Source organism: Psychrobacillus sp. FSL K6-4615 (genome assembly GCF_038008225.1).
GTDB classification, from domain to species: Bacteria; Bacillota; Bacilli; order Bacillales_A; family Planococcaceae; genus Psychrobacillus; species Psychrobacillus psychrotolerans.
Genome location: NZ_JBBOYQ010000001.1, coordinates 3053291 through 3079702, shown reverse-complemented (window position 1 = coordinate 3079702; position 26412 = coordinate 3053291). Strand labels below are relative to the sequence as shown.

Below are 26412 nucleotides of genomic sequence, written 5' to 3'. Positions count from 1 at the left end.
GATGACCTCTGTGAAATCTCCTAAAAGTTACATCGACAATCTTTCCGTATTGAACACGGACTCATTCGATAAAAGACGCTTCAAAGAAGTATTTGAGATGTCATCCGGCCTTCAAAAGGTTAGAGGTGAAGGTGTATTACCGATGTTCGAACCATTACTAGCTGACATTTGGGCATCATTATATAAGATGAAACCTGAAATTACGGAAAGTGATGTAGATAACATGCTTATGGTCAATAAAACACTCATGGAAAGAATTATGAAGGATGAATATTTTGTAGAATACCGGAACTTCACCCGATTGGATGATTTGTCGTCAGCTATTGCCACTGTGAAAATCGGAGAGAGGACGAACCAATGGCTGGTTGACCAAATACAGGAAGATGAAAAAATTCAGAAACAGATGCAGGAACTTCACATGATTCAAAGGAATTTTCTAAAGCAAAAGCGGCAAGAGTATATAGGAAAAGAACCTTTGTTGTCAGAAGAGAATCTTACAGAAGCGATGACTATGTTTAATGAGAAATTGCAATGGATGCTTCAAATCAACAGTGACAGCTTTTCCCATGCATTGGTTCACGCTATGCAAGAAACAAAACAAGTGAAAGATAGTCTGAAGTCGTTGCTTGGTGGCTACAGTGCAGGGAATAGTGATGCAGAACTGAAAAAGATTCCTTTGCGTGACCAAATCTCATTAGCTGAAAAAATTGCATCTAATAAAAAGATGAAAGAAATTGCGGATTGGGCTGGAAGATTTAAACAGATAGCTCGCAATAAGCAAAAGCCCAATAAAAGTGATTCAATAGAAAGAAGTGGGGTTACGTTAGGCAACGATGTGGAGAGAATACTGCCGATAGAATTGGGCTTATATATACACCCAATAACAAAGAACGACTTCCTTCGTCGCTTTGTAGAAGGGCAGACGATGCAATATGAGCAAATAGGGAAAGAAGTATTGGGGAAAGGACCAATCATACTTTGTCTAGATCAATCAGGAAGTATGCAAAGGCTAGACACCCAATCCAAAGGCTTTACATTAGCTCTTATGTCAATTGCAAGAAAGCAAAGAAGGGATTTTTGTTTAATTTTGTTCTCTACCTCCACGCAGATTTTAACATTCGAAAAAGGAAAAATAAAAAGTTCAGATATGATCAATTTAGCTCAAACTTTCTTAGGTGGAGGTACGAACTTTGCACTTCCTCTTGATGGAGCAATGAATGTAATAAATGAAAGCCAGTTTAAGCAAGCGGATATTGTGTTTGTAACAGACGGGGAAGATAAGGTTTCGGCTTCATTTCTGGAAGCATTTAATAGAAAGAAAAAGGAGAAGAATTTTAAAGTGCTATCCCTTGTAATAGGTTGCAGCATAGATACTGTTGAACAGTTTGCCGATAAGGTTATTAAAGTTAAAGATTTTGATGAAGAGGGTAGTTTTACTGCGTTTGAAATATAAAAGAAAGCTTTCCATTTTGGCACTTCTTTTCATTTACTTTAAAGAGAAAGAAGAGCTATCAATAATTTCAACGTATTTCCTTTTTTTACATCATTTTAAGTAATCATCATTAAATAATAAAGCTATAACCACTTCACGTAAGTAGAGAGGTGGTTATTTTTTATGCTTTTAAAATACTATTCAATTTAACAAGGATGAATAGTAAGTTTCCTATATAGTAAAAATGAGTAATCACCAAATCAAAAATTTTGGTAAAGCCTGATATCTTTTAAAATCACCTAGCATTTAGTATGTTCGATGTGTTGATTATTGTATGATAATATTAGAACAGCTTAACTAACTCAATTTATTTATACAGTATGAAAATTAAGGAGAATGATATGTCCTGGAGCAAATTAAAACACAATTTGGAGAGTTTTCTCAGTCCTGCATTACAAGGAAGAGTTGAATACCGTGCAACTAGCTACCGTTATTTACCCGATAAAGCAGGGAGTTGTTATATCGCGGTCGATAAAAAGAATGTCTTCAATATGAGCGATAGAACTACATTAATCAAATGGTATCAGACAGAGCTAGAAATTAAGAATGACTCTGGTATACAAATTCCTATCAGTAATGAGGAAATTGAAGTATTGAGAAAAGAAACCAAGGGATTAGTTCCAGAGGATCGCCTACTAGTAATAGCAAGGAGCAGAAAGTTATCAGAATTGGCAAAGGAGCTTTTGTCAGCGCAGTCATCATTAAGCAAATCAAACTTTATCGTTGTAGCTAATAAGTTTTTATCCACTCCTCTAGAGGAAAGCCTAGAGAGCAATGATATTCTAATGAATATTCTAGCTTTGGTAGACAGACGGCTTGGAAAAAAACGAATTTTAAATATGGCTGAGAAGATTAAGCTAAAGCATCCAATTGTACAGTATTTTTATGCAATACGACTTAGTAAATTATGATAATAAATAACGATGTGAAAATTTATAATGACATTCAAAAGTTTAGCGACCTTTCATCCAAACATAGCTTTGGAGAGAGGTCTTTCTTCTTTTTTATATTTAAATATTTTAAATAATAGATTGTTTTAAATAGTCTAAGGAACACTGTTATTTTACGGCTAATTGCTATAGTATAAAATAAGAAATCTAAAATAAAGGTAGGATATAAATGGAGAATAAATGGAAGTTTGGTATACGTCCTAAGATTACCATCGGATACATCATTATTATTGTTTGTTTATTTGCTTCCGTGATTATATTAAACAATCAAATTCGTTCACTTCAGCAAGAAAGAAATTTTCTTCTTCAATATAATAATAAAGTTGAAACACTGACAAATAATGTAGAGAAATTTGTGATGGATATGCAGGCAGGTCAGCGTGGGTTTGTCATTACAGGAAATGAAATCTATTTAGAGCCTTACTACAAAGCAGCTGGTGAGTGGCAGATTGAATTCAAGGAACTGTATCAGTTAATGGCGGATAAACCAGATCAGCAACAAAAACTACAGGTGGTAAGAGAAACAACTGACCTGTGGATAGAGGAGGCTGGGGAGAACGCGATTAGACTGAAAAGGGACAATGATGATGCTGCTATTCAACAGTTCTATGCCAATGACCGTGGTCGTGAATACATGCAATCTATAAGAAAGCAGTTTAACGACTTCCGTGAATCCGAAAGAGAGATTGCCCAAGTTAGGGCAGAGGAGTTAGATAAGCAAAATAATAATTTGACAGTAGGATTATTCGGTCTGCTTTTAACTGTTTCTATCATTGCAATAGTTATATCAAGCCAGGTTTCGAAATCAATTGTTAGAACTATTAATGACGTGACACAAACCATTAAAAAAATTGCCTCTAACAATGGTGATTTGAAAGAAAGAATACATGTAAATACGAATGATGAAATAAATGAACTTGCAAATGCAACCAATGATCTATTGGATAATTTGGATGGCAGAGAATGGTTGCAAACAAATCTTGCTGACATTGTGACAAAATATCAAGGCGTTGCTTCTATAGACGCACTTGCAAAAGTATTTATGTCTGAAATAGCGAAGATGACTAACTCTTCTTCTGGTGCATTTTATATTAGAGAAATAGAGGATAACCGAAATCATTTCATAAAGAATGCCTCCTTTGCAGATAATAATTTCGAGAAGGATATTGGAAGAGAAAGTTTTCGAATTGGACAGGGGCTAATTGGGCAGTGTGTCCAAGAGAAACAAACCTTCATCTTTAATGAAATACCGGAAGATTATCGCTATATATCTACTGGTTTAGGGGAAGTACCTCCTCGTAGTATATTTATTGTTCCTATATTATTTGAAGGGGACGTCATAGCAGTGATGGAACTTGCTACTATGTCTGAATATAGTAAGCTACAGCAGGACTTAGTAAAACAAATTGTGGAGACCTTTGGATTATCGATTAATAGTGTCATAGGACGCATGGAAATTATTCGACTACTAAACGAATCTAGAGCGATGACAGAAGAATTACAAGTACAGTCTGAGGAATTACAAACTCAATCCGAAGAGCTTCAAATGCAAACGGAAGAATTAACACAAATTAATGAGCAGTTAGAAGAAAAAACAAAGGATGCGGAAACAAAAAACAAAGAGCTAGAGAAAATTAGGAAAGAATTAGAAGAAAAGGCAGAGCAACTTACCCTACATTCAAACTATAAATCAGAGTTTCTGGCGAATATGTCTCATGAACTCCGAACACCTTTGAATAGTATTCTGATATTATCGGAAATGCTAGCAGAAAACGATCAAGGACGTTTAACAGATGAGGATGCAGAGTTTGCAAATGTTATCCATTCTTCAGGAGAAGATTTACTCTCATTAATAAACGACATCTTAGATCTTTCTAAGGTAGAGGCAGGTAAACTCGAAGTTCTATTTGAAGAAGTCAATTTAAGTGAGTTACCTCAACATATGGAGCATGTATTCTCGCCTATTGCACAGAAGAAAAATTTAGAATTTCATATTTTCAAAGAAGACGATGTAATAGACCTTTTCTTTACAGACGAAAAAAGGTTGCAGCAGATTTTAAAAAATCTTCTATCCAATGCCTTTAAATTCACGGAAGAAGGTTCCGTTGCATTAACGATTAAACAAATTGAGAACCAACTGCAAACAGAGGAAATGAGAGCAATAAGCAAAGATTGGTTGGAAGTATCGATAGCCGACACAGGTATTGGTATTCCTGCAGACAAGCATGAGCTGATTTTTGAGACATTCCAGCAAGCGGATGGTGCAACCGTTCGTAAGTTTGGTGGAACAGGTCTTGGTTTGTCTATTTGTAAACAGTTTGCAAGGTTGCTTGGTGGTTGGATTACACTGCAAAGTGAAGAAGGTGTTGGTAGCGTATTTAAACTAGTTGTTCCAAGTCTTCCTAACGGCCTTATTCTAGATAAACATTTAAATATAGATTATTCAGAGGTAGCTGTAACACAGGCATCATATGAACCGTCCACAGCTTTTGTGTCAGACTTGGCTAAGCTTGAGGTCCAGAAGCAAACTGTAATTGAAAAAGATGAAGTGTTAGTTTCATTGCATGATCACACGAATGTTTTTCAAAACAAAAATATTTTAATCGTTGATGATGATTACCGTAATATATACGCTCTTAAAACGGCCCTTGAAAAAAGGGGAGTGAATATCCTGGTAGCCAAAGATGGCATTGAATGCTTGGATATATTACAGGACAATACTGAAATTGATATAGTACTAATGGATATCATGATGCCGAATATGGATGGATATGAAGCAATGTATAGAATTAGAAACGATTTACAATTGAAAGAATTACCTGTAATAGCTTTAACAGCGAAGGCAATGAAGAATGATCGAGATAAGTGTTTGGAAGCTGGTGCTTCTGACTATATCAGTAAACCGCTAAATCTAGATCAACTATTCTCTGTTCTTCGAGTATGGTTAGTATCTTAAGGGAGTTTTAAAAGATGGACAAGCAAGGTGAAAATATGAAACTTGAGGAAGTATATAAACAACATGAAGACTTGGAGATCGACTTCTTGCTGGAGGCCATCTATCGCTTATCAGGATTCGATTTTCGACAGTACAACCGATCTTCCATTTCTCGTCGTATTCACAATCGCATGAATATAAATGGCATTGAGACAGTTACCGGGTTACTAGAAAAAGTGATACATGAAGAGCACTTTTTAGAAAAATTGCTAAATGATTTTTCCATCAACGTAACAGAAATGTTTCGTAATCCTAGCTTCTTTAAGACTTTTAGAAAAGAAGTAGTTCCTATTCTTCGCAAGTATCCAGAGATTCGAATTTGGCATGCAGGATGTGCAACCGGTGAAGAGGTATACTCCATGGCAATTTTGTTAGAAGAAGAAGGACTCAAGGACAAAGCAGTTATATATGCGACGGATATGAATGAACAAGTATTGGAAAAGGCAAGAAAAGGCGCCTTTCCTATCCAAAAAATGCAAGCATATACGAAAAACTATATGCTTGCAGGAGGAAATTACGCATTTTCTGAGTACTATAAAGCAGATGATCAATATGCTTATTTTCATCCATCTATACTAGAGAATATTATCTTTGCTCAGCATAATCTAGTGACAGATCAATCATTCAATGAGTTTCATGTGATTATATGCCGAAATGTCCTTATTTACTTTACTGCAGATCTCCAAGAACAGGTACAGCATCTATTCTATGAGAGTTTAAGCCCTCAAGGGTTCCTAGGATTGGGAGACAAAGAAACACTCCGTTTCTCTCAAGTCACGGAGAAGTATCAAGAAATAGCAGGGAATGAACGTATTTATCAAAGGGTTTGATAATGATTACTTTAGGATGTTTTAGGAGGAGTATTTACATTTACTTTTTAAGCTTCTAATCATAGCTGACTATCATATCTCTCCTAAGTTAACCAATAAGTTTAAAAAAGCACAAATGTTGTAAAATAACATTTGTGCTTTTTTTTATATAAGAATGTACTTTTTAAATTTATTCGTTGCATTTAATCATTAACACACACATATCGTCAGGTTGAGCAGTTTGTTGTTCTTTTGTTAATAGGTTATCAATCAATGACTGTGATTGTTTCCATCTTTTAGAAGCTAACTGTTCAAGTTTTTTTTCAGATTCTATTTCACAAGGATCCATAGCTTCTAGAACTCCGTCTGTATACAATATAATTTGTATATCTTTCTCGTACGTAATAACCTCTTTTTTAACCTCAATCTCATCGAAGAAACCAACTGCGCAGCTCCCTTTATCTAATGGAACCATTTTAGTATCGTCTACAAGTGCGAATCCCGGAGGATGACCAGCATTCACGTATTCAATCGTTTTCTTTTCTGTGTCTACGACCATATAGATAGCTGTAAAATAATAAGGGATTCCAATTTTTTCATTATGTAAAAGAAGCATATAACGATTTAATTCCTTAATAACTAGTTCCGGCTCTACTAATTGCTTAATAGACTCTCTTAGTACGGAGGATATAAACATACATACTAAGGAAGCCGAAATACCATGTCCCATCATGTCCAATAAAACGATCGCATATCGATTGTCACTTATTTTATGCCAATAGTACATATCTCCCGCAAGATTAAAAGAAGGAAGGTATGATACTTCGATTTGTATCTTTTCTTCTTTAAAAGGAGCGGTCAATAAACTTCTTTGGACATGTGTGGCCAAGTCTAGCTCGTATTGAATTTTGTTTTCATGTTGGGTATGCCAGTCAAGTTCAGCCTTTAAGCGAAGGGCTACGCGAATACGTGCTAATAGCTCCACTTTGTTTATTGGCTTAGTTATATAATCGCTCCCACCAATATCAAGTGCTTCAGCTAGTTTGTTTTTATCTTCGAGTGCTGTTACGAAGATAATTTGGATATCTTTAAATCTCTCATTTTGTTTAATACGTTTACAAGCCTCAATGCCATCAATTTCGGGCATCATGATGTCTAGTAAAATTAAATCAACCGAATTAAAGGTTGGATTAGGATGATCAAGTTGTAAATAGTCAAATAACATTTGAGCCGATGTTAGTGAAACTGTATCTTTATAACCAGCGCTATCTAATATTTTTTCTATTACAAATAGATTGACGGTATTGTCATCTACCAGTAAAATCGTCATTGGTTATTTCCCCCAGTAGTTTATAAAGATATATTTTTGTATTTTATCACTTAATAATATGAGTTAATACTTATTATCTCTTTATTATACAAAAGATTAAACAGATACGGTATTTAAAAGATTAATGCTTTAATTTAAAATTTAGTTTAATAATTTTGTGTTGAAAGGAGTGTTTTTTTATGGGTGTTTATCACTATGATGATATAGTTACTGTTCCAAAAGAATTTAGCTTCAGTGAAAATATTAGATATATGTTAAGGTCTTCCTATGAGTGCTTGTTCGAAATCAGGGACGATAAAGTCACAAAGGCAATTCCAGTAACAGATGTGGTTCCATTGATTGAAATTAGCGAGAATGTTGACGGAAATATTGGTATTCGTTTTTAGGGGACTCCTCACTAGTGAGCGAAAAGGTGCGTAGCGAGGTACACCACTATGTAAGAGAATGGTTTGATCTAGATAATGATTTAAGACCTTTTTATGAAATGGCTAAAAAAGATAACTTACTACATAATGCAGTGGATGAGTTTTATGGGCTTCGTAATATTGGGATTCCAGGTTTATTTGAAGCAATAGTTTGGGGAATTCTTGGACAGCAGATCAATCTTGCGTATGCATATACATTAAAAAGAAGATTGGTAGAAACATTCGGAAGTTCAATTGAATGGGAGGGTCATCGATATTAGATCTTCCCTAAAGCTTACGATATTGCTAATTTAACAGTGGAGGATTTAGCTCCACTAAAAATGACCGTCAAAAAATGTGAATATCTTATTGGTGTTGCATAGCTAATTGTCGAAGGAAGTCTCTCAAAAACGCTTTTAAAGGGAACTGAAAACTTTAAAGAAGCAGAAAAAATACTTGTTAAAATCCGTGGCATCGGTCCCTGGACTGCAAACTATGTATTAATGCGTTGTCTACGATTTTCGAGTGATTTCCGATTGATAATGTCGGATTGCATAATGCGATCAAACATTTAACTGGTACAGTAGATAAACCATCAAAAGAAGAAATATCAAAACTAGCAGTCCCATGGAGCGGCTGGGAGTCATATGCAACCTTTTATTTATGGAGATTCTTATATTGAATCGAAGATGTTCTTAGGTTCGTTGGAATGAAAAGAACTAAATAAGCCTCCAATCAATTCACTGAATTGGTCGGGGCTTTTTGTATAGAATATATCACACAGTACTGGAAACTTTCATTTTTGAGTGAACACTGTTTGAAATCTCTTCCAATATGGATTCAAAGGAAGTATTTAAAGAATATGCCAGTTCTCTATACAGAATGTTTTGAACGGAAATCAATAATTTCAAGTCCTGGTCAACTAATTTTTTATTTTCCAACTGGGCATCATATTTTTTTCGTAAAAGTGTATTTACTACTTTTGCGAGCCCTTTTCGATTACCACTTTTAATAATCTCAGAGTAAGTTTTTGTACGTTGTTTACTATCTTCAATCCACTCAATACCCGATGAGCCAAAGGAATTTAATATTGTTTTAGCCTCAGCTTGATCAAGGAGTTCAAGCATAGCTACCGCTTTACTATTGACCGGAGTGCTTATCGATAACTTCAGATTGTCTAATGGGTGTAAAACATAATATTTCTTTGTAACATCGAAATATGTTTTTTCACAAATATCATCTATCTGACATATGCCATGAGTAGAATAAACAATTAGTTCGCCAACTTTAAACATTTACATGCTCCTCTAAAGAATATTGTCAACTAAGTTAACTAAGCTAATTATAACCCAAATATAAAAATAGTCAACTTAGTTGACGATTTGATAGAGGGCTTGTATATTTGTAAAGGACATTATTGAACGGGGGAAAGTGCTTGAATTTCGAGATAAATGATTTAGATTTATTTGATCTAATAAGTGAGAGGAATCTTATGATTCGAAAGGTAACAGAAGAATTATGGAATAGTAGCAATGATATCTATATATCTAATTCAGAGTGGTTCATCATCGCAAGAATATACAATAAGAATCCGACCATATCCTCTATTAATAAACAAGTAAATATTACACGCCAGGCAACGCATAAGTTCATAAGAAGCTTAGAATCAAAAGGATTAGTGGAAGTTAATCAAGTAACACACAATAAAAAAGAAAAATGCATTCGGTTAACTACCTTAGGAGAAGCATGCTATGAAAAAAATGAATCACTTAAGGCTGGATTAGAGAAAAAAATTGCAAATCAAATAGATAGAGAAAAGTTAGATGTATTCAAAGAAATATTGAAACTGGACTGGGGAATTTAATTTAGAACCCATAGATCATACAAGTCTAGTTTTATAAATTGAAGACCACTCTCCATAATTAAATGGGTGAGTGGTCTTTTTTATATATGTAAACTTAGATCTTTGAAGGAACTTTGTGCCATTGTGAAGAACTACTTATAAAATGAACAGAAAGTAGGAGGCAATATGAAAAACATTATTATGGAGTATTATAATAGGTTTGATGAATGGGGACGATTGGATAGGGAGCCTATCGAGTTCCAAGTGAATTGGCATTATATAAAAAAGTATCTTCCTTTAAATGGAGAGATTCTAGATAATGGTGCGGGACCGGGAAAATATTCTATGCGATTAGCAAATGAGGGATACAGAGTTACACTCACCGATTTAACTCCACAGCTTGTGGAAATGGCTAAAGATAAAGCAAATGAGCTTAAGTTAGAACAAAATTTTAATGGATTCCATGTAGCGGATGCAACAGATCTTACTATACTGAAAGATAACCAATTTGATGCCTCATTAATGCTTGGCCCTTTGTATCATTTACAAGAAGAAGCAGAGCGTGTTCAAGCGGTAAATGAGTTATATAGAGTTACGAAAAAGGGTGGAATTGTTTTTGTGGCGTTTATGCCGAGAGTTAGACATATTTTAACGTCTCTCATGTATCCAGAAAATTGGAAGCCGAATAACCAAATGGATAATATAGACCAGTTTTCTCAAAGTGGACGTTTTAACCATAAGGAGGAAGGACGATTTACAGGAGCTTATTACTTTAATATAGAAGAAATAAAACCATTCATGGAGGCAAACGGATTTGAAAGTCTAGATTTAATAGGTTCTAATATAGGTACTCTCTTGAGCGGTGATAATTGGAGCTACTGGAGAGATAAAGGTTCAAGTGAGTTTGAGAAAGTTATTAGATTACTAACCGAGAAAGCTAATGATCCCCATGTTTTAGGAATCTCCTCGCATTTACTTTATATCGGGAAAAAGATTTAGAACATAAAATATAGATTAACAATAAGATATCAAAATCTATTTAGTCAGTCTAAATAACTATTCTTCCAGTATAGGTACTTTCTAGTCATTATCAGATAATTTACATAATATTTATGAAGTGGGGTAAATACTAGTAGATTACTTTTTAAATAACGTTTAGAAAGGGGAATATACAATGCAAGTAAAAGGAGAGGTTCTGCGCAAAGTTCGAAAAGAACAGAACATGTCACAGGAGGAACTTGCCCTAGAGTTAAAGGTAACAATCAGCACTGTTTCTAATTGGGAACGTCAGGATGTGCCAGACGGCCGATATATTAGACCAATTGCGGAAGCCTTAGATGTAAGTGTTCATAAGTTAACTGGAGTTCCACCAAATGTTGCATCAGTGGAAGTGAAATCTATAGATACGTACGAGGAAGAAAATATTTTGCTTGAACGTTTGATGGAATCATTTGAACAATATGTACAGGATAAAGAAAAGAGTGTAGGAAATAACAAGCAGGAATTCTGGGAAGATGAATGGAGAAATGGTTAAGAAGACCGGATGCAGGTGTTTTGGAAAAAGCGAATATACCATAACCTGGTTCATCCGCAAAATAGGTTATGAAAGAAGCCGGTAGCACTTAATGCTAAAGGTTTCTTTTTTTATGGAAAAATTTAATAATCACCAATCGACTCTGAATTCTACCCCAATATCCTATAAGTTATTCTAAAAGCTAAAAAAGTATAGGTAATGATAAAAGAATACAGTTGATAGCGCTTTCATTTAAATATTCTGAATTTATAATAAAGAAGTAACCAACTTTTAGAAAAAGGGAGAGGGATAAAGAATGAAGAAGTTCAAGGGGTTAACTTTTTTAGTTATATTAATGGTTTTCGCATTAGTGGCCGCAGGGTGTAATAATGGCGGAGGTAATTCGGTAGATGTTGGTATTGTATTACCAACAAAGGATGAGCCACGTTGGGTTCAAGATGAGCAACGCTTCAAAGACGCTTTAGCAGATTCGGATTATTCTACAGAAATTCTATTCAGCCAAGGTTCTTCAGCGAAGGAAAAAGAAAATGTAGAAGCATTATTAAATAAAGGAATTAAAGTATTAATCATCACTCCTCATGACGGTGCAGCAGCGGCTTCAGCAGTAGAGGCAGCGAAAAAAGAGGGTGTAACAGTTATTGCATATGACCGTTTAATCACGGATACGGATGCAGTAGATTACTATGTGACTTTTGATAGCTTAGCAGTTGGTGCAGCACAAGCGCAGTATCTAGTAGACAATGCTGATGGCTCAGATGTTCCACTTTACTTGTATGCAGGTGCAGCGTCTGATAACAATGCATTCTTGTTCTTTGAAGGAGCATGGAAAGTGCTTCAGCCGAAAATTGCTGATGGAACTTTTAAAATTGCCAATTCAAGTGAAGCAGAGGCATTAAAAGACTCAGCAGATCTTTCACGTGATCAGCTAGGTAAAATTATTGGTCAAATCACTACAAACTGGGATCCAAACGATGCAAAAAACAAAGCACAAACTCATTTAACAGCAGCAGCAGATAATCTAAAAGGAAATGTTTCCATACTTGCACCGAATGATGGAACTGCTCGTTCTATCGCAGATGTATTTGCATCTGATAGTGCTATTACTGATTACTTTGTAACTGGCCAAGATGCAGAAAAAGCTTCCATTCAATACATCATTGACGAACAACAATCGATGACTGTTTTCAAAGATGTTCGTACATTAGTAAAAGATGCAATGGGTATGGCAGTAGAAGTTCTAGATGGCAACACACCAAAAACAACAGGTTCTTACGATAATGGATCCGTGGAAGTAAAAGCGAAACAAACGGATGTAATCGTAGTAGACAAAGACAATGTTAAAGCAGAACTTATCGATTCTGAGTATTATGAGTCAAGTGAATTTACAGGTCTAGAGTAAAACAGTTGAAAAGGAGGAATAGTGATAGATTCGTCTATCACTATTTCTCCATTTTTACCCCGCATCGACGGGCGGTAGGCATCTATCTTCTACACCAAGGTAAAGGACTAAGGCGTAAGTGAAAGTGCAAATGGTCGTAAATGCCCGAATGGTTCAACTAACAAATAGTAGATGAAAAAGAGTCACCTACTGTTTGATGTTTCACTTTTTTTGTTTAAGTAAGGGGAGGCATTAGTATGAGTGAGTATATTTTAGAGATGAATAATATTTCTAAAGAATTCCCAGGAGTTAAGGCGCTTTCAAACGTGAATTTCAAAGTGAAAAAAGGCGAGATTCATTGTTTGGTTGGAGAAAATGGAGCAGGTAAATCGACTTTGATGAAAGTGTTAAGTGGAGTTTACCCATATGGTAATTACACTGGGGACATCGTATATGAGGGAAAAGTTCAACAGTTCAATGAAATTTCGGATAGTGTCAAAGTAGGCATCGGTATTATTTACCAGGAACTAGCTCTATTTCCCGATTTGACTGTATATGAAAATATATTTGCTGGAAACGAGCAAAAAAAAGGTCCTTTTGTAGACTGGAATAAAACAATCGTTCAAGCAACCGAATTATTGCAAAAAGTGAAGTTAAGAGTAACTCCAGAAACACTGATCAAGGAATTAGGTGTAGGCAAGCAGCAGCTGGTGGAAATCGCCAAAGCTCTAAGTAAGGACGTTAACTTGCTTATATTAGATGAACCGACTGCGGCGCTTAATGAAGATGATAGTGAGAATTTGTTAGTACTTCTAAAAGAGCTGAAAGAACAAGGCATTAGTTGCATTATGATTTCTCATAAGCTTAAGGAAGTTATAAATATTGCAGATAAAGTAACAGTATTGCGTGATGGACAGACAATTTGCACGCTTGATGCGAGTGAGGGAGAAGTATCTGAAAACGTCATTATAAAAAATATGGTTGGCCGTGATATTGAAGATATTTATCCGAAACGTCCTGATAAGAAAATTGGTGAAACAATTCTTGAATTATCTGATTGGACTGCTTATGATTCACAGCTCGGTCGGAATGTAGTGAAAAACGTAAAGCTTGAGGTAAAAAAAGGCGAAATAATCGGGATTGCAGGTCTGATGGGATCTGGTCGAACAGAGCTTGCCCTCAGCATTTTTGGTAACCCTAAAAACTATAAAATACAGGGTAATATGAAAATGTTTGGGGAAAAAAAGGTGTTAAAGCATACAAGTGAGGCGATTAAAGCTGGTATTGCCTATGTAACGGAAGATCGTAAAGGGGACGGCTTATTTCTATTACAGGATATCAAGAGTAATGTTTCTGCAGCGCATCTCAAAGGAATTTCTACAAAGGGAATACTAAATTTAAACGAAGAAGTGAAAGTTGGAACAACGTATAAGGATTCTCTCTATATAAAAGCTAGCTCACTAGAACAGATTGTCGGGAAGCTCAGTGGAGGAAACCAACAAAAAGTATCACTTGGTAAGTGGTTGTTTACAGGACCTAAGATTTTGATATTAGATGAACCGACAAGGGGAATCGATGTCGGGGCGAAGTTTGAAATTTACACAATTATGAATGAACTGATCAATGAAGGAATGAGTATTATAATGATTTCCTCTGAACTGGGCGAAGTACTAGGGATGAGTGATCGAGTTTATGTCATGGCAGAGGGCTCCGTTAAAGGAGAGCTAACTATGGAGGAAGCGACACAAGAAACGATAATGGAACTTGCGACGCAATAAAAGGGGGATAATGATGAACTTTTTTGGAGAAGCAAAAGCACTCGTCAAAGCCAACATTCGGGATTATGGAATGTATATTGCGTTAATATTCATTATGTTAACGTTTACGATTATGACGAACGGACTATTTATGTCCTCAAGAAACATTAGTAATCTATTGGATTCAGCAGGATATATCGCTGTATTGGCAGTAGGGATGACGCTCGTAATTGTCATTCGCCATATAGATTTATCGGTTGGATTTTTAGCAGGATTTTTAGGGGCAATTGCAGCAATATTTTTAACGCAAATGGGCGTGTCGGTTTGGATTACTATTCCAGCAATTTTAATCCTTGGAGCACTCATTGGATTGGTTAATGGTGTCTTAATCGCTAAAATAGGTATACCAGCCTTTGTAGCAACGCTTGCGGGAATGTTAATTTTCCGAGGTGCATTACTTCAAGTAACAGAAAAAACTGGAACTATTATTATTAAAGATGATCAATTTAATGCGATTGGGAATGGATTTATCCCTTCGATTATGCAAATAAATGGTTTGCATCTATTAACATTATTAGTTGGTTTAGTTGGGATTCTATTATTTGTCTACAATGAAATTTCTACTCGTCGCAACAAAATGACTTATGGTTTCGAAGTTATGTCTAGTGGGTTATTCAGTGCGAAACTGGTGTTAATATCCGCAATTATTGGATATATTACATGGATTTTAGCAGGATACAATGGTTTATCATGGACAGTAATCATTATGATTATAGTAGTAGTTATCTATCATTTCTTAACGACGAAAACCGTACTTGGTCGCCATATTTACGCAGTCGGAAGTAATCCAGAAGCTGCCCATTTAAGTGGTATCAATGTACAAAAGATTACATATATCGTATTTGGATCGATGGGTATGCTCGCAGCATTATCTGGGATTCTATTTACTTCGAGACTACAATCAGCTACGACTACAGCAGGTACATTATTTGAACTGGATGCAATCGCTGCTGCTTATGTTGGAGGGGTATCTTCTGCTGGTGGTGTTGGTAAAGTAACAGGTGCTGTTATTGGTGCTATTGTAATGGCTTGCTTATCAAGCGGGATGAACTTGCTAGGTGTCGGTATATCTTATCAATACATGATCCGTGGAGGAGTTTTGGCAGGAGCGGTAATTTTCGATGTGATGACACGTAAGCAAAGAGCTTAATGTATAGGTTAATGTGGCACCCTTTTTTTCAAGGGGTGCCTTGTATTTTATCTAGGAGATTATGGAGTTTACTTGTGATCAACTGTTAGTTACTCACGGAAAGGGAATAATACTTGCTCCAGTCGGTGAAGTATTTGCAAAAGGGATAAAAAGATTGGGAATCATCTGAATATAGGATTGTCAATTTAATTGAAGGTGTTAATATGGAAGAAACTAGCCTATGGAAAGGGGAAGGTGAATGAGAAAAACAATTGTTCTATTATTAGGAACACTAATTATTATTTTTAGTTATTTAACAATTGTATCTGCAACAAAGGCTTTTCGGTCCTCTAGTGAATTACCTGCTTCCCTTTCCGAGATGGAAGATTCCATTCGCCTTGTATTGATAACACAAGAACTGGACACCCCTTTTTGGAATAAGGTTGGACAAGGAGCAAAACAGCAAGCAAAGCTAGAAAATGTGGACCTCGAAGTATGGGGAAGCTATGGAAATAACGAAGACGATTTTTTGAAAAAGATGGAGATCGCTATTCACTCCAAAGTAGATGGAATCATTGTTCAAGGCCTGGACACGGATGAATTTAAAGAACTAACCAAAATTAAAGCTGCTTTTTATGGAATACCTGTTATTACAGTAGCTAACGACGTTCCGGTAGAAGAAAGCTTGCGCAAAACATATGTAGGATCCGACCAATTTGGGGCGGGTAAAATGGTTGCTTATGAACTGATTAAAGAAATGGGTACGTCTGGAGAAGTGATAGTTCTTAGAGATGAAGTACAAGCATATTACCAAAAAGAGCGCTTGGCTGGAATACAAGATGTCCTCGAAAATTATCCGGATATTGACATAACCATTAGAGGAACAGAAGACACAAACGAACAAGTGATTTCGACAACCCAACAGCTTATGAATGATGCGCCGAGAGCTACTGCGTTTATCGCGATTAATGCAAATTATGCGGGACCTATGATTCAGGAAATAGGAAGACGAACGCAAGTAGAGCCGTATCATATTTATACGTTTGATGACGGAGTTGAATCGACTACTCTTTTGGAGCAGGGAAAACTAGATGGCATTTTAGAACAAAAACCAGAGCAAATGGGCCAGGAAAGTGTGAAATGGCTCATGGAGTGGATTTCTGGAGAGACAGTTCCTCTAAATTCTAGTGGTTATTTGACGGAAACCAAGATGCTTGTATCAGATGGTGACAAGCCATGACTACTATTCAACGAAAGATTTGGCTACTCGTTTCTGTTATGTTGCTCATCATGGGAATTATTTGGATGACGCTCACTTATTACAATCAGCAAACACAAGAACAAACAAATTCTATTCTACAGCGTTATTTACGCCTTAATGAAGTAACAATTGCTAGTCAAAAAATGATAACCGACTTAAATAATTATTTGTTGGATCCTACAGAAATACATAAAGTACAGATAGAGAAAAGTATTAAAACCATTGAGGAAGTTCAACAGGATGTAGTAAAGCTTCGCAATGAAGAAAATGCGTTTTCTGTTACGAATTATATTCATTTAATCGATAGTTTAGTAGAGACGGCCAATCGTTCTATATTATTTTCAGAAGAGCAGGAATTAGAGGGCTCCACAAATGAATTCAATGAGGCAAATCGTATATCAATGTACATATCAGAAATGACATTAACTATTTTAGAGCGGGAGTTAAAAACCTATAATCTATTTTACCGAGAAATCATCGATCAGTCAGAGGAGTTAAAAAAACTAGGAATCTGGATACTCCTTCTAGTAACAGCAGTGTTGCTTCTAGCTACTTATTGGTTCTCGCTCAGTATTACAAAACCTGTACATCAGCTCACGAAGGCTGCAAACGAATTAGCACATGGTCGTTTCAATCAAAAAATAAAAGTAGAATCTAATGATGAAATTGCATTCCTAGCACAGACATTTGATACAATGCGCATAAATATTAATGACTTGATATTGGAGATTCAGCAAAAGGCGCAGCTTGAACATGAACTTCAGCAAAGTAAGCTACTATTAAAGGAGAGCCAATTAAAGAGTTTACAAAGCCAGATTAATCCCCATTTTTTGTTTAACACATTAAATACATTGTCCAAGAAAGCTTACTTAGACGGGGCAGAGGAAACGAGTGATCTGTTAGTAAGTGTAGCTGGGTTACTGCGGTATAATCTGAAGCGGATCGATCGCCCAGTTACATTGTATGAGGAAGTGCTTGTGCTCTATCAATACATGGAAATACAGAGAGCACGCTTTGCTGACCGTCTGCATTTTGAAGCAAATATCGATGAATCCTGCTTACATGTTAATATTCCTGGCCTTACCCTTCAGCCTATTATCGAAAATGCTGTTATACATGCAATCGAACCAGAAGAGGATGGAGGTACTATCTCGGTTAGAATTTCAAGAGATGGGTCCTGGATTATTATGGAGATAGAGGATAGTGGGAAAGGTATTTCTCAGGATAATATAGAATTGCTACTAAGTGGGCATCTGGATACAAATGTAGGACATTCCACTGGAATTGGGTTTCAGAATGTAGTGAAAAGGCTCCAACTATTTTACGGTGTAGAAAATTTAGTATCGATTGAAAGTGAAGAGGGTATTGGAACGAAAGTAATCATACAAATCCCAGAAACTAGGGAGGAGGTAAATGATGAGACTACTAATAGTGGATGATGAACCAATTGAGCGAGAGGGAATGGAGGCCATCATCCAAAAGGCATTTCCTGACCTTTTAATTGAACAGGCGAAAAACGGTAAAATGGCAATCGAATTAGCAGATACTTTTCAGCCTGACTTAGTCTTAATGGACATAATGATGCCGGGTATTAATGGATTAGAGGCAATTGAAGCAATGAAGGTTTCTCATCCGACTATCAAATTTGTCATGGTAACTGCTTTTGATATGTTCGATTATGCAAGACAGGCTATCAAACTTGGAGTAAAAGATTATTTATTGAAACCTAGTAAAGCTAGTGAAATTGTTATAACAGTAGGAAGAGTATTAGATGAGTGTCAGAAAGAGCTAGAGGCAGAGAATAATAGTAAAATGCAAATCGAGAAGTGGGAACAGGCACTGACTTTGGCGGAAACGGATATTGTCACCCAGTTATTATTTGACCATGTTCATGAGGTCCATATTGATATGCTTGTAGAAATGCTTGAAACTCGTTCCACACTAGAAAAATTTGTTGTTGTACTTGTATTGCCAGAAGGTGCACATCATTATTATTTATCGATTAAAGAAAAGGTAAGAGCAACTGGAGATGCTTGGATAGGTGCTCTAAACGGGAGGCAGTTACCTCTAATTATTTTTCGAGATTCTAAGAGTAGCTTTCGATCGCAGGCGATAGCTTTAGCTAAATCCATTCTATCCTTGGGCAATGAGCAGCAAGGGACAGAGTGGTTCATGGGGATAGGTCAGGTATGTGAAAATCTAGATGATATTCGCCTATCTTACCAGGAGGCACTTATTGCGACAATGGATACAACCTTAGCAGTTAAGTATAGATTTTATATGGACGTTCCAGCCCTTACTTTAGAAACCGATAATCATATTATTAAGCAGCAACAAAAAGAATTTTTTGATCATATCCGGCTTGGGGATTGGGCTGCTATTCGTACCCGTTTGTTGGAAGTAATTCAGCAATATGAAAATGTGGGCAATTCATTGATCTATACTCAGCAACGCATACTCGAATTACTTTGGGTGGCAAACCGTGTAATGGATGAAATGGGAATGGAAACGAATGCATTGTTTTTCTCGTTCCAGGCAAATGATTATAGACAGTTACGAACAGAAACACTATTACTGTTGGAACAGATGAATGCTGTTTATAACGCCCATTACGATCAAATAGAAGCTGATAAGATACATCAAATTCAACAGTATATTCGTGAACATTCACATGAAGATATTTCTTTGGATGCACTAGCATATCGAGTGAATTTGAGCCCAATTTATATTAGTAAAATGTTTAAGGAAAAGCTAGGCGTCAACTATATAGACTATTTAACAGAGTGCCGCATTGAAAAAGCAAAGAAATTATTGAATGACCCAGAGAAAAGTTTAAAAGAGATTACTTTTGAAATTGGTTATCATGAACCCAATTACTTTAGTAAAGTATTCAAGAAAATGTGTGGCGTGTCTCCGAAAGAATATAGAAAAACATTATGGACTAAAAAAGCGGAAGTCTAGAGGAGGAGACAGATGAAAAGTAAGTTTATGACCGTTTGTCTTTTCGGAATGACCATGTTTCTTTTTGCCTGCACGGATAATTCTGTACCTAAAACTCAAGAGCCGGAACATAGTCCAGTTGTTAATGAGGAAGAGCCTGTTAGAATTGGTTTTTCCATGGATACATTGCTAGAGGAGCGTTGGCTAAAAGACCGTGAATTGTTTAAAGAGGCTGTAGAAAATCTAGGAGCAGAAGTAGAGATTGTTGCTGCAAATGGTGACGATGCGTTACAGATTTCACAAGCAGAGACACTTATTCAAAGTGGTATCGATCTATTGGTAATCGTACCTCATAATGCGGCAGCTACAGCAGCAATCGTCCATAAAGCACATCTTGCGGGAATTCAAGTAATTGCTTATGATCGTCTAGTTAAAAATGCAGAGGTCGATATGTATATTTCGTTTGATAATGAACAAGTTGGTAAAATGCAAGCGGAGGCTATGACGGCACTTGTTCCAAAGGGGAATTATGTCTTTATAGGAGGAGCCATCACGGATAATAATGCACATCTTTTAAAAAAAGGTGTATTTAAGGTGTTGCAACCATTTATAGAAAGTGGAGATATTCACGTTGTCTATGACCAATGGACGAAAGATTGGACTCCTGCAAATGCCCAGGCCAATATGGAACAAGCTATTCGTAATTCAAATGGTCAAATTGATGCAGTGATTGCTGCAAACGATGCTACAGCTGGCGGTGCCATTCAAGCACTCCAGAATCATGGACTAATTAGTCAAATACCAGTAGCGGGACAAGATGCAGATCTCGCTGGTGTTCAAAGAATTGTAGTTGGAACACAAACAATGACTGTTTATAAACCTATTAAGATACTTACTCAAAAAGTAGCGGAAATAGCGGTAGCCATGGCAAAGGGAGAAAAAGTAACTGCCAACCAACAAGTCAATAATGGGAAGAAGGAAGTGCCATCCATATTACTATCCCCAATTGCAGTGAATATAGATAATATTGAAAGTACTGTAATTGAGGACGGTTTTCATGCCGCAGAAGAAGTATATGCAAGAGAATTAGAGTAAAATATTAGGATGTGAACTTCTAATTCCAAGCATAATTCCCGATTGACTCTCTTTTTGAATGATGCTATAGTGTAAATATTCTAATAAAAGGTGTGGTGAAGTATGTCTGAAGTAGGTATGAGCTAATTTTCATTAGTTTAATAAGGTGTGTAAAAATCTGGTGATTAACCAGCTTGTTTAGTACGCCTTGTTCTACATTGTTTTTCAATGTGGATACCTACCTTAAGACTGCTTCCTTTCCATAGTTCGTTTAACATGATGTATGTTAGGACGAAGAGTGTGGTGGGATTTGTCCTGCTGCGCTCTTTTTGTTCTTCACTTTTTGTGAACGATTTATATGCCTTGTCTAATATACTTGGCAGATGCCCGCAGAAGCTTTCTATCCATTTTTAAAAATGGAGTGGTAGGAAACTTTTTTGCGGGCATTTTTTTATTATTCTTAATGGAGGTAAGTAAATGAATACGATGGCATATGAAAAATTACAATATAACGAACTAAAAGAGCTGGTGAAATCTTACTGTGTTAGCAGCTTGGGGAAGGAATTAATGGATAATCTTTTTCCGAGTCCAAACAGTAAAGTAGTAGAAAATAGACTAAACGAGACAACTGAAGCGAGAAGACTGTTAGATGCAGAAAATCATCTTCCATTAAAAGGTATCTCCAATATTAATCACCTAATGGAGAAACTTGAAAAAGGGATTATTTTGGGTCCCTCTGAGTTAGTAGCAATATCGGACTTCTTAAGAGGATGTAGGATGATTAAGAAATTCATGTTAGGGAAGGAATTTTTTGCGCCTATTCTCCATTCTTATGCTTATTCCATGATGGAATTTACGATGATTGAAGAAATGATTAATGCTTCTATTAGAGGGAATATCGTAGATTCTGAAGCGAGCAGAGAGTTAAAACGTATACGAAATCAAATAGTAAAAACCGAAGAAAAGATTGAGGAGCGGCTTAATAAATTTCTCAAAAGTAGTGCCAACAAAGAATATATACAGGAATTTTTTATCAGTAAAAAAGATGATAGATTTACTATCCCGATTAAAGCGTCTTATAAAAACCAAGTACAGGGTACGATTATTGACTCGTCCTCTAAAGGATCTACGGTATTTATTGAACCAGCAACAATCACTAAATTTAACGGAGATCTTGCAATTCTTAAATCGGAAGAATCAATAGAAGAGTATCAAATTTTAGCTACTATTTCTGGAATGATTCAAGAGGAAAATAGACAAATTCTTATTAATATTGAATTGATTGCTCAGTATGATATGATTTTTGCAAAAGCGAAATTCAGTAAAAGCATCGATGGTATTGAACCTAAGTTAAACAATTATGGTTATATCCATTTAAAAAATTGCAAGCATCCACTTTTATCAGGTAATATCGTACCTCTAGATTTTGAAATTGGGAAAAACTATCGTAGTTTGATAATTACTGGACCAAATGCGGGTGGAAAAACGGTAGTGCTGAAGACGATTGGTATTTTAACTCTTGCTGTCATGTCCGGATTTCATATAGCCGCTGATGTGGGGACGGAAATAGCGGTGGTCGATAACTTATTTGTTGATATCGGAGACAATCAGAGTATTGAAAATGCTCTTAGCACTTTTTCTTCTCATATGAAAAATATTTCGGAAATTATGAGCGTATCAACAAATAATACATTACTTCTCTTCGATGAAATAGGTAGTGGAACTGAACCAAATGAAGGAGCAGCACTAGCTATTGCAATCTTGGAGGAATTTTATCAAATGGGTTGTATAACAGTGGCAACAACCCACTATGGTGAGATAAAGCGCTATTCTGAAATCCATAGTGATTTTATGAATGCAGCGATGCAGTTTGATAGTGAAGTATTAGAGCCGATGTATAAGCTTCTCATTGGTAAGTCGGGAGAAAGTAATGCGCTATGGATTTCTAAAAAAATGAATATTCGGGAGAAAGTTTTACAAAAAGCGCAAAATTATATCGAAAGTAAAACATATGATTTAGGCCGTGTAAGAGAAAATAAGATTAAAAAATCAACTACTCTCATGGCTACACAAGTAGAAACGTACTGCTTCGAAAGAGGAGACAGGGTAAAATTACTTGAACATGACGATTTTGGTATCGTGTATGAGAAAAAGGATCACCAGAATAATGTGTCTGTTTTCTACAACAATGAAGTAATTAAGCAGAATATAAAAAGAATAGTGTTGGAGGGAAAAGCGGCGGACTTATACCCAGAAGGATATGATTTATCTACATTATTTGTAAGCTATACGGAAAGGAAATTCAACCATGACATAGAAAGAGGTTCCAAAAAAGCTTTAAGAAAAATAGCTAAGGAAATAAAAAACAAACCCAATAAGTAGGAAATGGCTAAGTAAGCTTACTCTCTATTTACTCAATAAGAATAAAACTCTCCAGCTAGAGCAAATTAGACTCTAGGAGGTGAATAGTCATGAGTAAAAACAACAAAAAAACAATCAATGTCAGAACTCATAATAGTTACGAGCTGTATAAAAACCCAACGAATAATCCTGATGAGGAGTTTTCAGAAGAGTTTGTAGAGATATCCAAAAATAAGATAACGAATGAAATTAATAAAAACCCCTCTAACAAAAGAAAAAATAATTAATATATAAAAGGTGAGATTAATTGGAGCTCACCTTTTTCTTGTATTTATTTACCCTAGCAAGCATGTTGTGTTTCCCGCTATTAGTTATATAAACTTTATCTTAAATTATACATGATGGTGTCATACTACCAAATTCTATGTGGATTTTCTCTTTTATTGTTTCAAACTTTTCTAAAGCAACTAATGCATTATTACCACTTCTTTTATTTTTTGCTTATAGTCCATAAATATACTAATGAGTAAACTAATTGGATTTCTATATCGCCTGAGATTTAGAGTAGCTATTAATAGCCTGAACATTCTCCGATATTAGGCAATTCTATGCAGGGATATATTTCTTTCTATCGAATTTAAATTAGAAAGGAAAGGGTGAAGGAAATGAATAAAAATAATCCTGTAGAAGGAGCTCAAAAATTTGTACATAAGTATTTTCCAAATTGTAATGGGGCCTTGTTAGCAGGGAGTGTCGTTCGGGGGGAGACGACGGAAACGTCTGATTTAGACATTGTAATTTTTGATGAAACGTTTCTTTCTTCCTATCGAGAGACATTTATAGAATTCGGGTGGCCAATTGAAGTGTTTGTACATAATGGAAGCTCCTATAAGTCGTTTTTTGAGATTGATCGAGAGCGTGCACGACCTTCGCTGCCTAGAATGGTGTCAGAGGGAATAATTTTAAGAGACGATGGGATTATAGAAGCTATAAAAAAAGAAGCGGAGGAACTATTAAAGGAAGGACCAGAACAATGGACCGAGAAAACTATACAATTCAAACGGTATTTTCTTACAGATACATTAGATGATTTTATAGGAAGCTCTAATAGAGCGGAAGGAATATTCATCGCAAACACATTAGCAGAAATTACAAGCGAATTTGTTCTTAGAACTAACCGACGTTGGATAGGAACTTCTAAATGGATTGTTCGCTCTTTAAAAGCATTTGATGAAAACTTCGCCAATCAATTTGTTGAAGCTTTTGATACATATTACACAACCGGCGATAAAAGCAGAGTAATTTGTTTAGTAAAGGCAGCGATGGAGCCTCATGGGGGACGGTTACTAGAAGGTTTTTCATTAGGGAAATGATGGAATAAGGAGGTCTTATGAAAACTATAATTGGAATATTATCCATATTATTTGGAGCATTGTTTATAAATATCACAACTAATCAATTCGAGAAAATAGGAAATATTATGCTGACCTTTTACGGGATAACGTTATGTGTACTCGGTGCTAATGTACTTAGCAATCGAAAAATAACAAATGGAAAAATTTACACAAGAGTTATAGGAATAGGTATTGCGATGATATTATTTGGAGTTGCGTTCGTATTGAAACCAGGTGAAGCAGGTAGCAGTTTTGGAATGACCATAATTATCCTTGGTTTGTTATTTTCATTAGTAGATTATTTAGAACTATAGGATAATGAGCTGGAATGAAGTCGATGTCCAAAATAAATATAATGCCGACTAATAAAAGAATTTTGCAAACTTTTTACTCTTGTTCGACGTCTAATAAATACTAACTATAAAAAGTCCGGTTTAATAGGCATATAACAGGAGGAATAGCGTGAAGAATTTACTAGTTCTTTTAATGCCAATGATGCTATTGGTAGGATGCAATAATGAGGAGACAGAACCGGCTACAGAAACCGATAAGCTAGGAAGCGAGACGGTAATAGACGAGCCAAATATTGTTGAAGAAGATAAAGATAATAATGTAGTGGAGGAAAATAAGAATAAGCCAGTAGTCCAGGAAAAACCTGTAACTAAAGAAAAAACAGAAACTGTAAATCTCTCCGGAACAAAAGATAAATATTTAAAGCAGCTAAATGACATTGAAAATAGTCTAGGTGATTTAAACAATCAATACAACAATGGTACACAAACCGAGATGAACGAAGCAAAGTCAAAAATTTTAAATAAATGGGATGCAGCTTTAAACGAGATCTATGGTGTATTGAAAAAACAGCTGTCTGCAGATGAAATGAGTAGTCTAAAAGTGGAACAGCGAAATTGGATTAAACAAAGAGATCAAAAGGCTAAAGATGAGTCCTCTGTTTTTACAGGTGGAACAATGGAAGCTACTATATACGTATCTACACAGGCACAGCTGACGAAAGAACGCTGTTATGAATTAGTACAAAAATATATGAAATGAAAATAGAGTTGAAAGTCAGCGAATGTTGATTTTCAACTATTTTTGTACTTACTCAATATACTGGAAGGAATAATTACTCATTTGTTGAATTAAACAATAGGCTTAAATATGAGGTGAAAAACCATGTGGATCATTAAAAATATGGAGAATAAGGAACTGGAATTCTTGAAGGATATGTTATATGAATCGATTTATATGCCGGAGGATGTAAAAGATAAAGCAAAGCTATTAAACTCCCCTTCAATAAAAAAGTATTATGAAGATTGGGGAAGAAAAGGAGATATAGCATTAATAGCAACTGATGCCAATAATAGAGCAGTAGGAGCAGTTTGGTATAGACTTTTTGATGAATCTAATATGGGATATGGCTATGTAGACAATCAAACTCCGGAATTAGGAATCGCAGTTATGAAAGAAGCAAGAGGATTAGAAGTAGGCACTTTACTTATGAAAAAGATAATCGAACAGGCTGCAGTGGATGGATATAAAACACTCTCCTTAAGTGTTGACCCTGATAACAGAAGCGCAGTTCATATTTATCGGCAGCTAGGTTTTGTAGACTACGGCATATCAGGGACATCGATAACGATGATTTACCGTGAAGAGAGCAAAGTTTAATATTAAATAATAAAGTCAGTTTGGGGAACA

22 protein-coding genes and 1 pseudogene are annotated in these 26412 nt (G+C 35.7%); 21 read left to right on the top strand and 2 right to left on the bottom strand.

Annotated elements, in window-relative coordinates; all coding sequences use genetic code 11:
* Window position 1 precedes the first annotated feature (1 nt).
* The 4 genes from MKX53_RS15390 to MKX53_RS15375 all read left to right on the top strand — a co-directional run bounded on the left by MKX53_RS15390 (window position 2) and on the right by MKX53_RS15375 (window position 6267).
* On the top strand, window positions 2-1453 hold the full coding sequence (locus MKX53_RS15390) for a VWA domain-containing protein (RefSeq protein WP_422195084.1): 1452 nt from the start codon (window positions 2-4) through the stop codon (window positions 1451-1453).
* Between the two features lie 380 nt (window positions 1454-1833).
* Window positions 1834-2403, top strand: coding sequence for an SF0329 family protein (locus MKX53_RS15385; RefSeq protein ID WP_340912354.1), 570 nt, complete (start codon window positions 1834-1836; stop codon window positions 2401-2403).
* Window positions 2404-2611: 208 nt separating this feature from the next.
* Window positions 2612-5398, top strand: coding sequence for a CHASE3 domain-containing protein (locus MKX53_RS15380; protein WP_340912353.1), 2787 nt, complete (start codon window positions 2612-2614; stop codon window positions 5396-5398).
* Window positions 5399-5412: 14 nt separating this feature from the next.
* A complete protein-coding gene (locus tag MKX53_RS15375; protein ID WP_340912352.1) occupies window positions 5413-6267 on the top strand; it encodes a CheR family methyltransferase in 855 nt (284 codons plus the stop codon).
* Window positions 6268-6436: 169 nt separating this feature from the next.
* Here the strand turns inward: MKX53_RS15375 and MKX53_RS15370 are convergent, their stop codons facing one another.
* Complete coding sequence (locus MKX53_RS15370; protein WP_340763543.1) at window positions 6437-7576, bottom strand: fused response regulator/phosphatase; 1140 nt, start codon at window positions 7574-7576, stop codon at window positions 6437-6439.
* A 179-nt stretch (window positions 7577-7755) separates the two neighbouring features.
* On the opposite strand from MKX53_RS15370, the pseudogene MKX53_RS15365 reads away from it, so the two are divergent.
* Window positions 7756-8662: pseudogene (locus tag MKX53_RS15365) on the top strand (DNA-3-methyladenine glycosylase family protein).
* 94 nt (window positions 8663-8756) lie between these two features.
* On the opposite strand, the gene MKX53_RS15360 reads toward MKX53_RS15365, so the two are convergent.
* Window positions 8757-9275, bottom strand: coding sequence for a CarD family transcriptional regulator (locus MKX53_RS15360; protein WP_340912351.1), 519 nt, complete (start codon window positions 9273-9275; stop codon window positions 8757-8759).
* Between the two features lie 140 nt (window positions 9276-9415).
* Between MKX53_RS15360 and MKX53_RS15355 the strand changes: the two genes are divergently transcribed.
* From MKX53_RS15355 to MKX53_RS15280, 16 genes are all read left to right on the top strand, one after another.
* Complete coding sequence (locus MKX53_RS15355; protein WP_340912349.1) at window positions 9416-9844, top strand: MarR family winged helix-turn-helix transcriptional regulator; 429 nt, start codon at window positions 9416-9418, stop codon at window positions 9842-9844.
* Between the two features lie 165 nt (window positions 9845-10009).
* Window positions 10010-10822 carry a class I SAM-dependent methyltransferase gene (locus MKX53_RS15350; protein WP_340912348.1) on the top strand — a complete coding sequence of 271 codons (813 nt, stop codon included), beginning with the start codon at window positions 10010-10012 and terminating at the stop codon, window positions 10820-10822.
* 175 nt (window positions 10823-10997) lie between these two features.
* Complete coding sequence (locus tag MKX53_RS15345) at window positions 10998-11357, top strand: helix-turn-helix domain-containing protein (RefSeq protein ID WP_340763536.1); 360 nt, start codon at window positions 10998-11000, stop codon at window positions 11355-11357.
* A 295-nt stretch (window positions 11358-11652) separates the two neighbouring features.
* Window positions 11653-12756: a sugar ABC transporter substrate-binding protein gene (locus MKX53_RS15340; RefSeq protein WP_340770346.1), complete on the top strand. Its 1104-nt coding sequence runs from the start codon at window positions 11653-11655 to the stop codon at window positions 12754-12756.
* A 236-nt stretch (window positions 12757-12992) separates the two neighbouring features.
* Complete coding sequence (locus MKX53_RS15335) at window positions 12993-14513, top strand: sugar ABC transporter ATP-binding protein (RefSeq protein ID WP_093538301.1); 1521 nt, start codon at window positions 12993-12995, stop codon at window positions 14511-14513.
* Window positions 14514-14526: 13 nt separating this feature from the next.
* On the top strand, window positions 14527-15702 hold the full coding sequence (locus MKX53_RS15330; RefSeq protein ID WP_093538302.1) for a sugar ABC transporter permease: 1176 nt from the start codon (window positions 14527-14529) through the stop codon (window positions 15700-15702).
* 238 nt (window positions 15703-15940) lie between these two features.
* Window positions 15941-16921, top strand: coding sequence for a sugar ABC transporter substrate-binding protein (locus tag MKX53_RS15325; RefSeq protein WP_340912346.1), 981 nt, complete (start codon window positions 15941-15943; stop codon window positions 16919-16921).
* On the top strand, window positions 16918-18381 hold the full coding sequence (locus MKX53_RS15320; RefSeq protein WP_340770340.1) for a sensor histidine kinase: 1464 nt from the start codon (window positions 16918-16920) through the stop codon (window positions 18379-18381). The genes MKX53_RS15325 and MKX53_RS15320 overlap by 4 nt, the downstream gene beginning before the upstream one ends.
* Window positions 18356-19903, top strand: a complete 1548-nt coding sequence (locus MKX53_RS15315; RefSeq protein WP_340912342.1) for a response regulator — start codon at window positions 18356-18358, stop codon at window positions 19901-19903. Before MKX53_RS15320 ends, MKX53_RS15315 begins: the two co-directional genes overlap by 26 nt.
* 12 nt (window positions 19904-19915) lie before the next feature.
* On the top strand, window positions 19916-20977 hold the full coding sequence (xylF, locus tag MKX53_RS15310) for a D-xylose ABC transporter substrate-binding protein (RefSeq protein WP_340912339.1): 1062 nt from the start codon (window positions 19916-19918) through the stop codon (window positions 20975-20977).
* A gap of 456 nt (window positions 20978-21433) precedes the next feature.
* Window positions 21434-23338 (top strand): endonuclease MutS2, encoded by a 1905-nt coding sequence (locus tag MKX53_RS15305; RefSeq protein ID WP_340912337.1) that lies wholly within the window; start codon window positions 21434-21436, stop codon window positions 23336-23338.
* Between the two features lie 89 nt (window positions 23339-23427).
* Window positions 23428-23604 carry a hypothetical protein gene (locus MKX53_RS15300; protein ID WP_175496323.1) on the top strand — a complete coding sequence of 59 codons (177 nt, stop codon included), beginning with the start codon at window positions 23428-23430 and terminating at the stop codon, window positions 23602-23604.
* Between the two features lie 378 nt (window positions 23605-23982).
* Complete coding sequence (locus tag MKX53_RS15295; protein ID WP_340912334.1) at window positions 23983-24690, top strand: nucleotidyltransferase domain-containing protein; 708 nt, start codon at window positions 23983-23985, stop codon at window positions 24688-24690.
* A gap of 17 nt (window positions 24691-24707) precedes the next feature.
* Window positions 24708-25025 (top strand): hypothetical protein, encoded by a 318-nt coding sequence (locus tag MKX53_RS15290; protein ID WP_340912331.1) that lies wholly within the window; start codon window positions 24708-24710, stop codon window positions 25023-25025.
* A gap of 148 nt (window positions 25026-25173) precedes the next feature.
* Window positions 25174-25764, top strand: a complete 591-nt coding sequence (locus tag MKX53_RS15285; RefSeq protein WP_340912329.1) for a lysozyme inhibitor LprI family protein — start codon at window positions 25174-25176, stop codon at window positions 25762-25764.
* A gap of 123 nt (window positions 25765-25887) precedes the next feature.
* The gene (locus tag MKX53_RS15280; RefSeq protein ID WP_340912327.1) at window positions 25888-26382 is read left to right on the top strand and encodes a GNAT family N-acetyltransferase; all 495 of its coding nucleotides are present in this window, start codon (window positions 25888-25890) and stop codon (window positions 26380-26382) included.
* The last annotated feature ends 30 nt before the right edge of the window (window positions 26383-26412 follow it).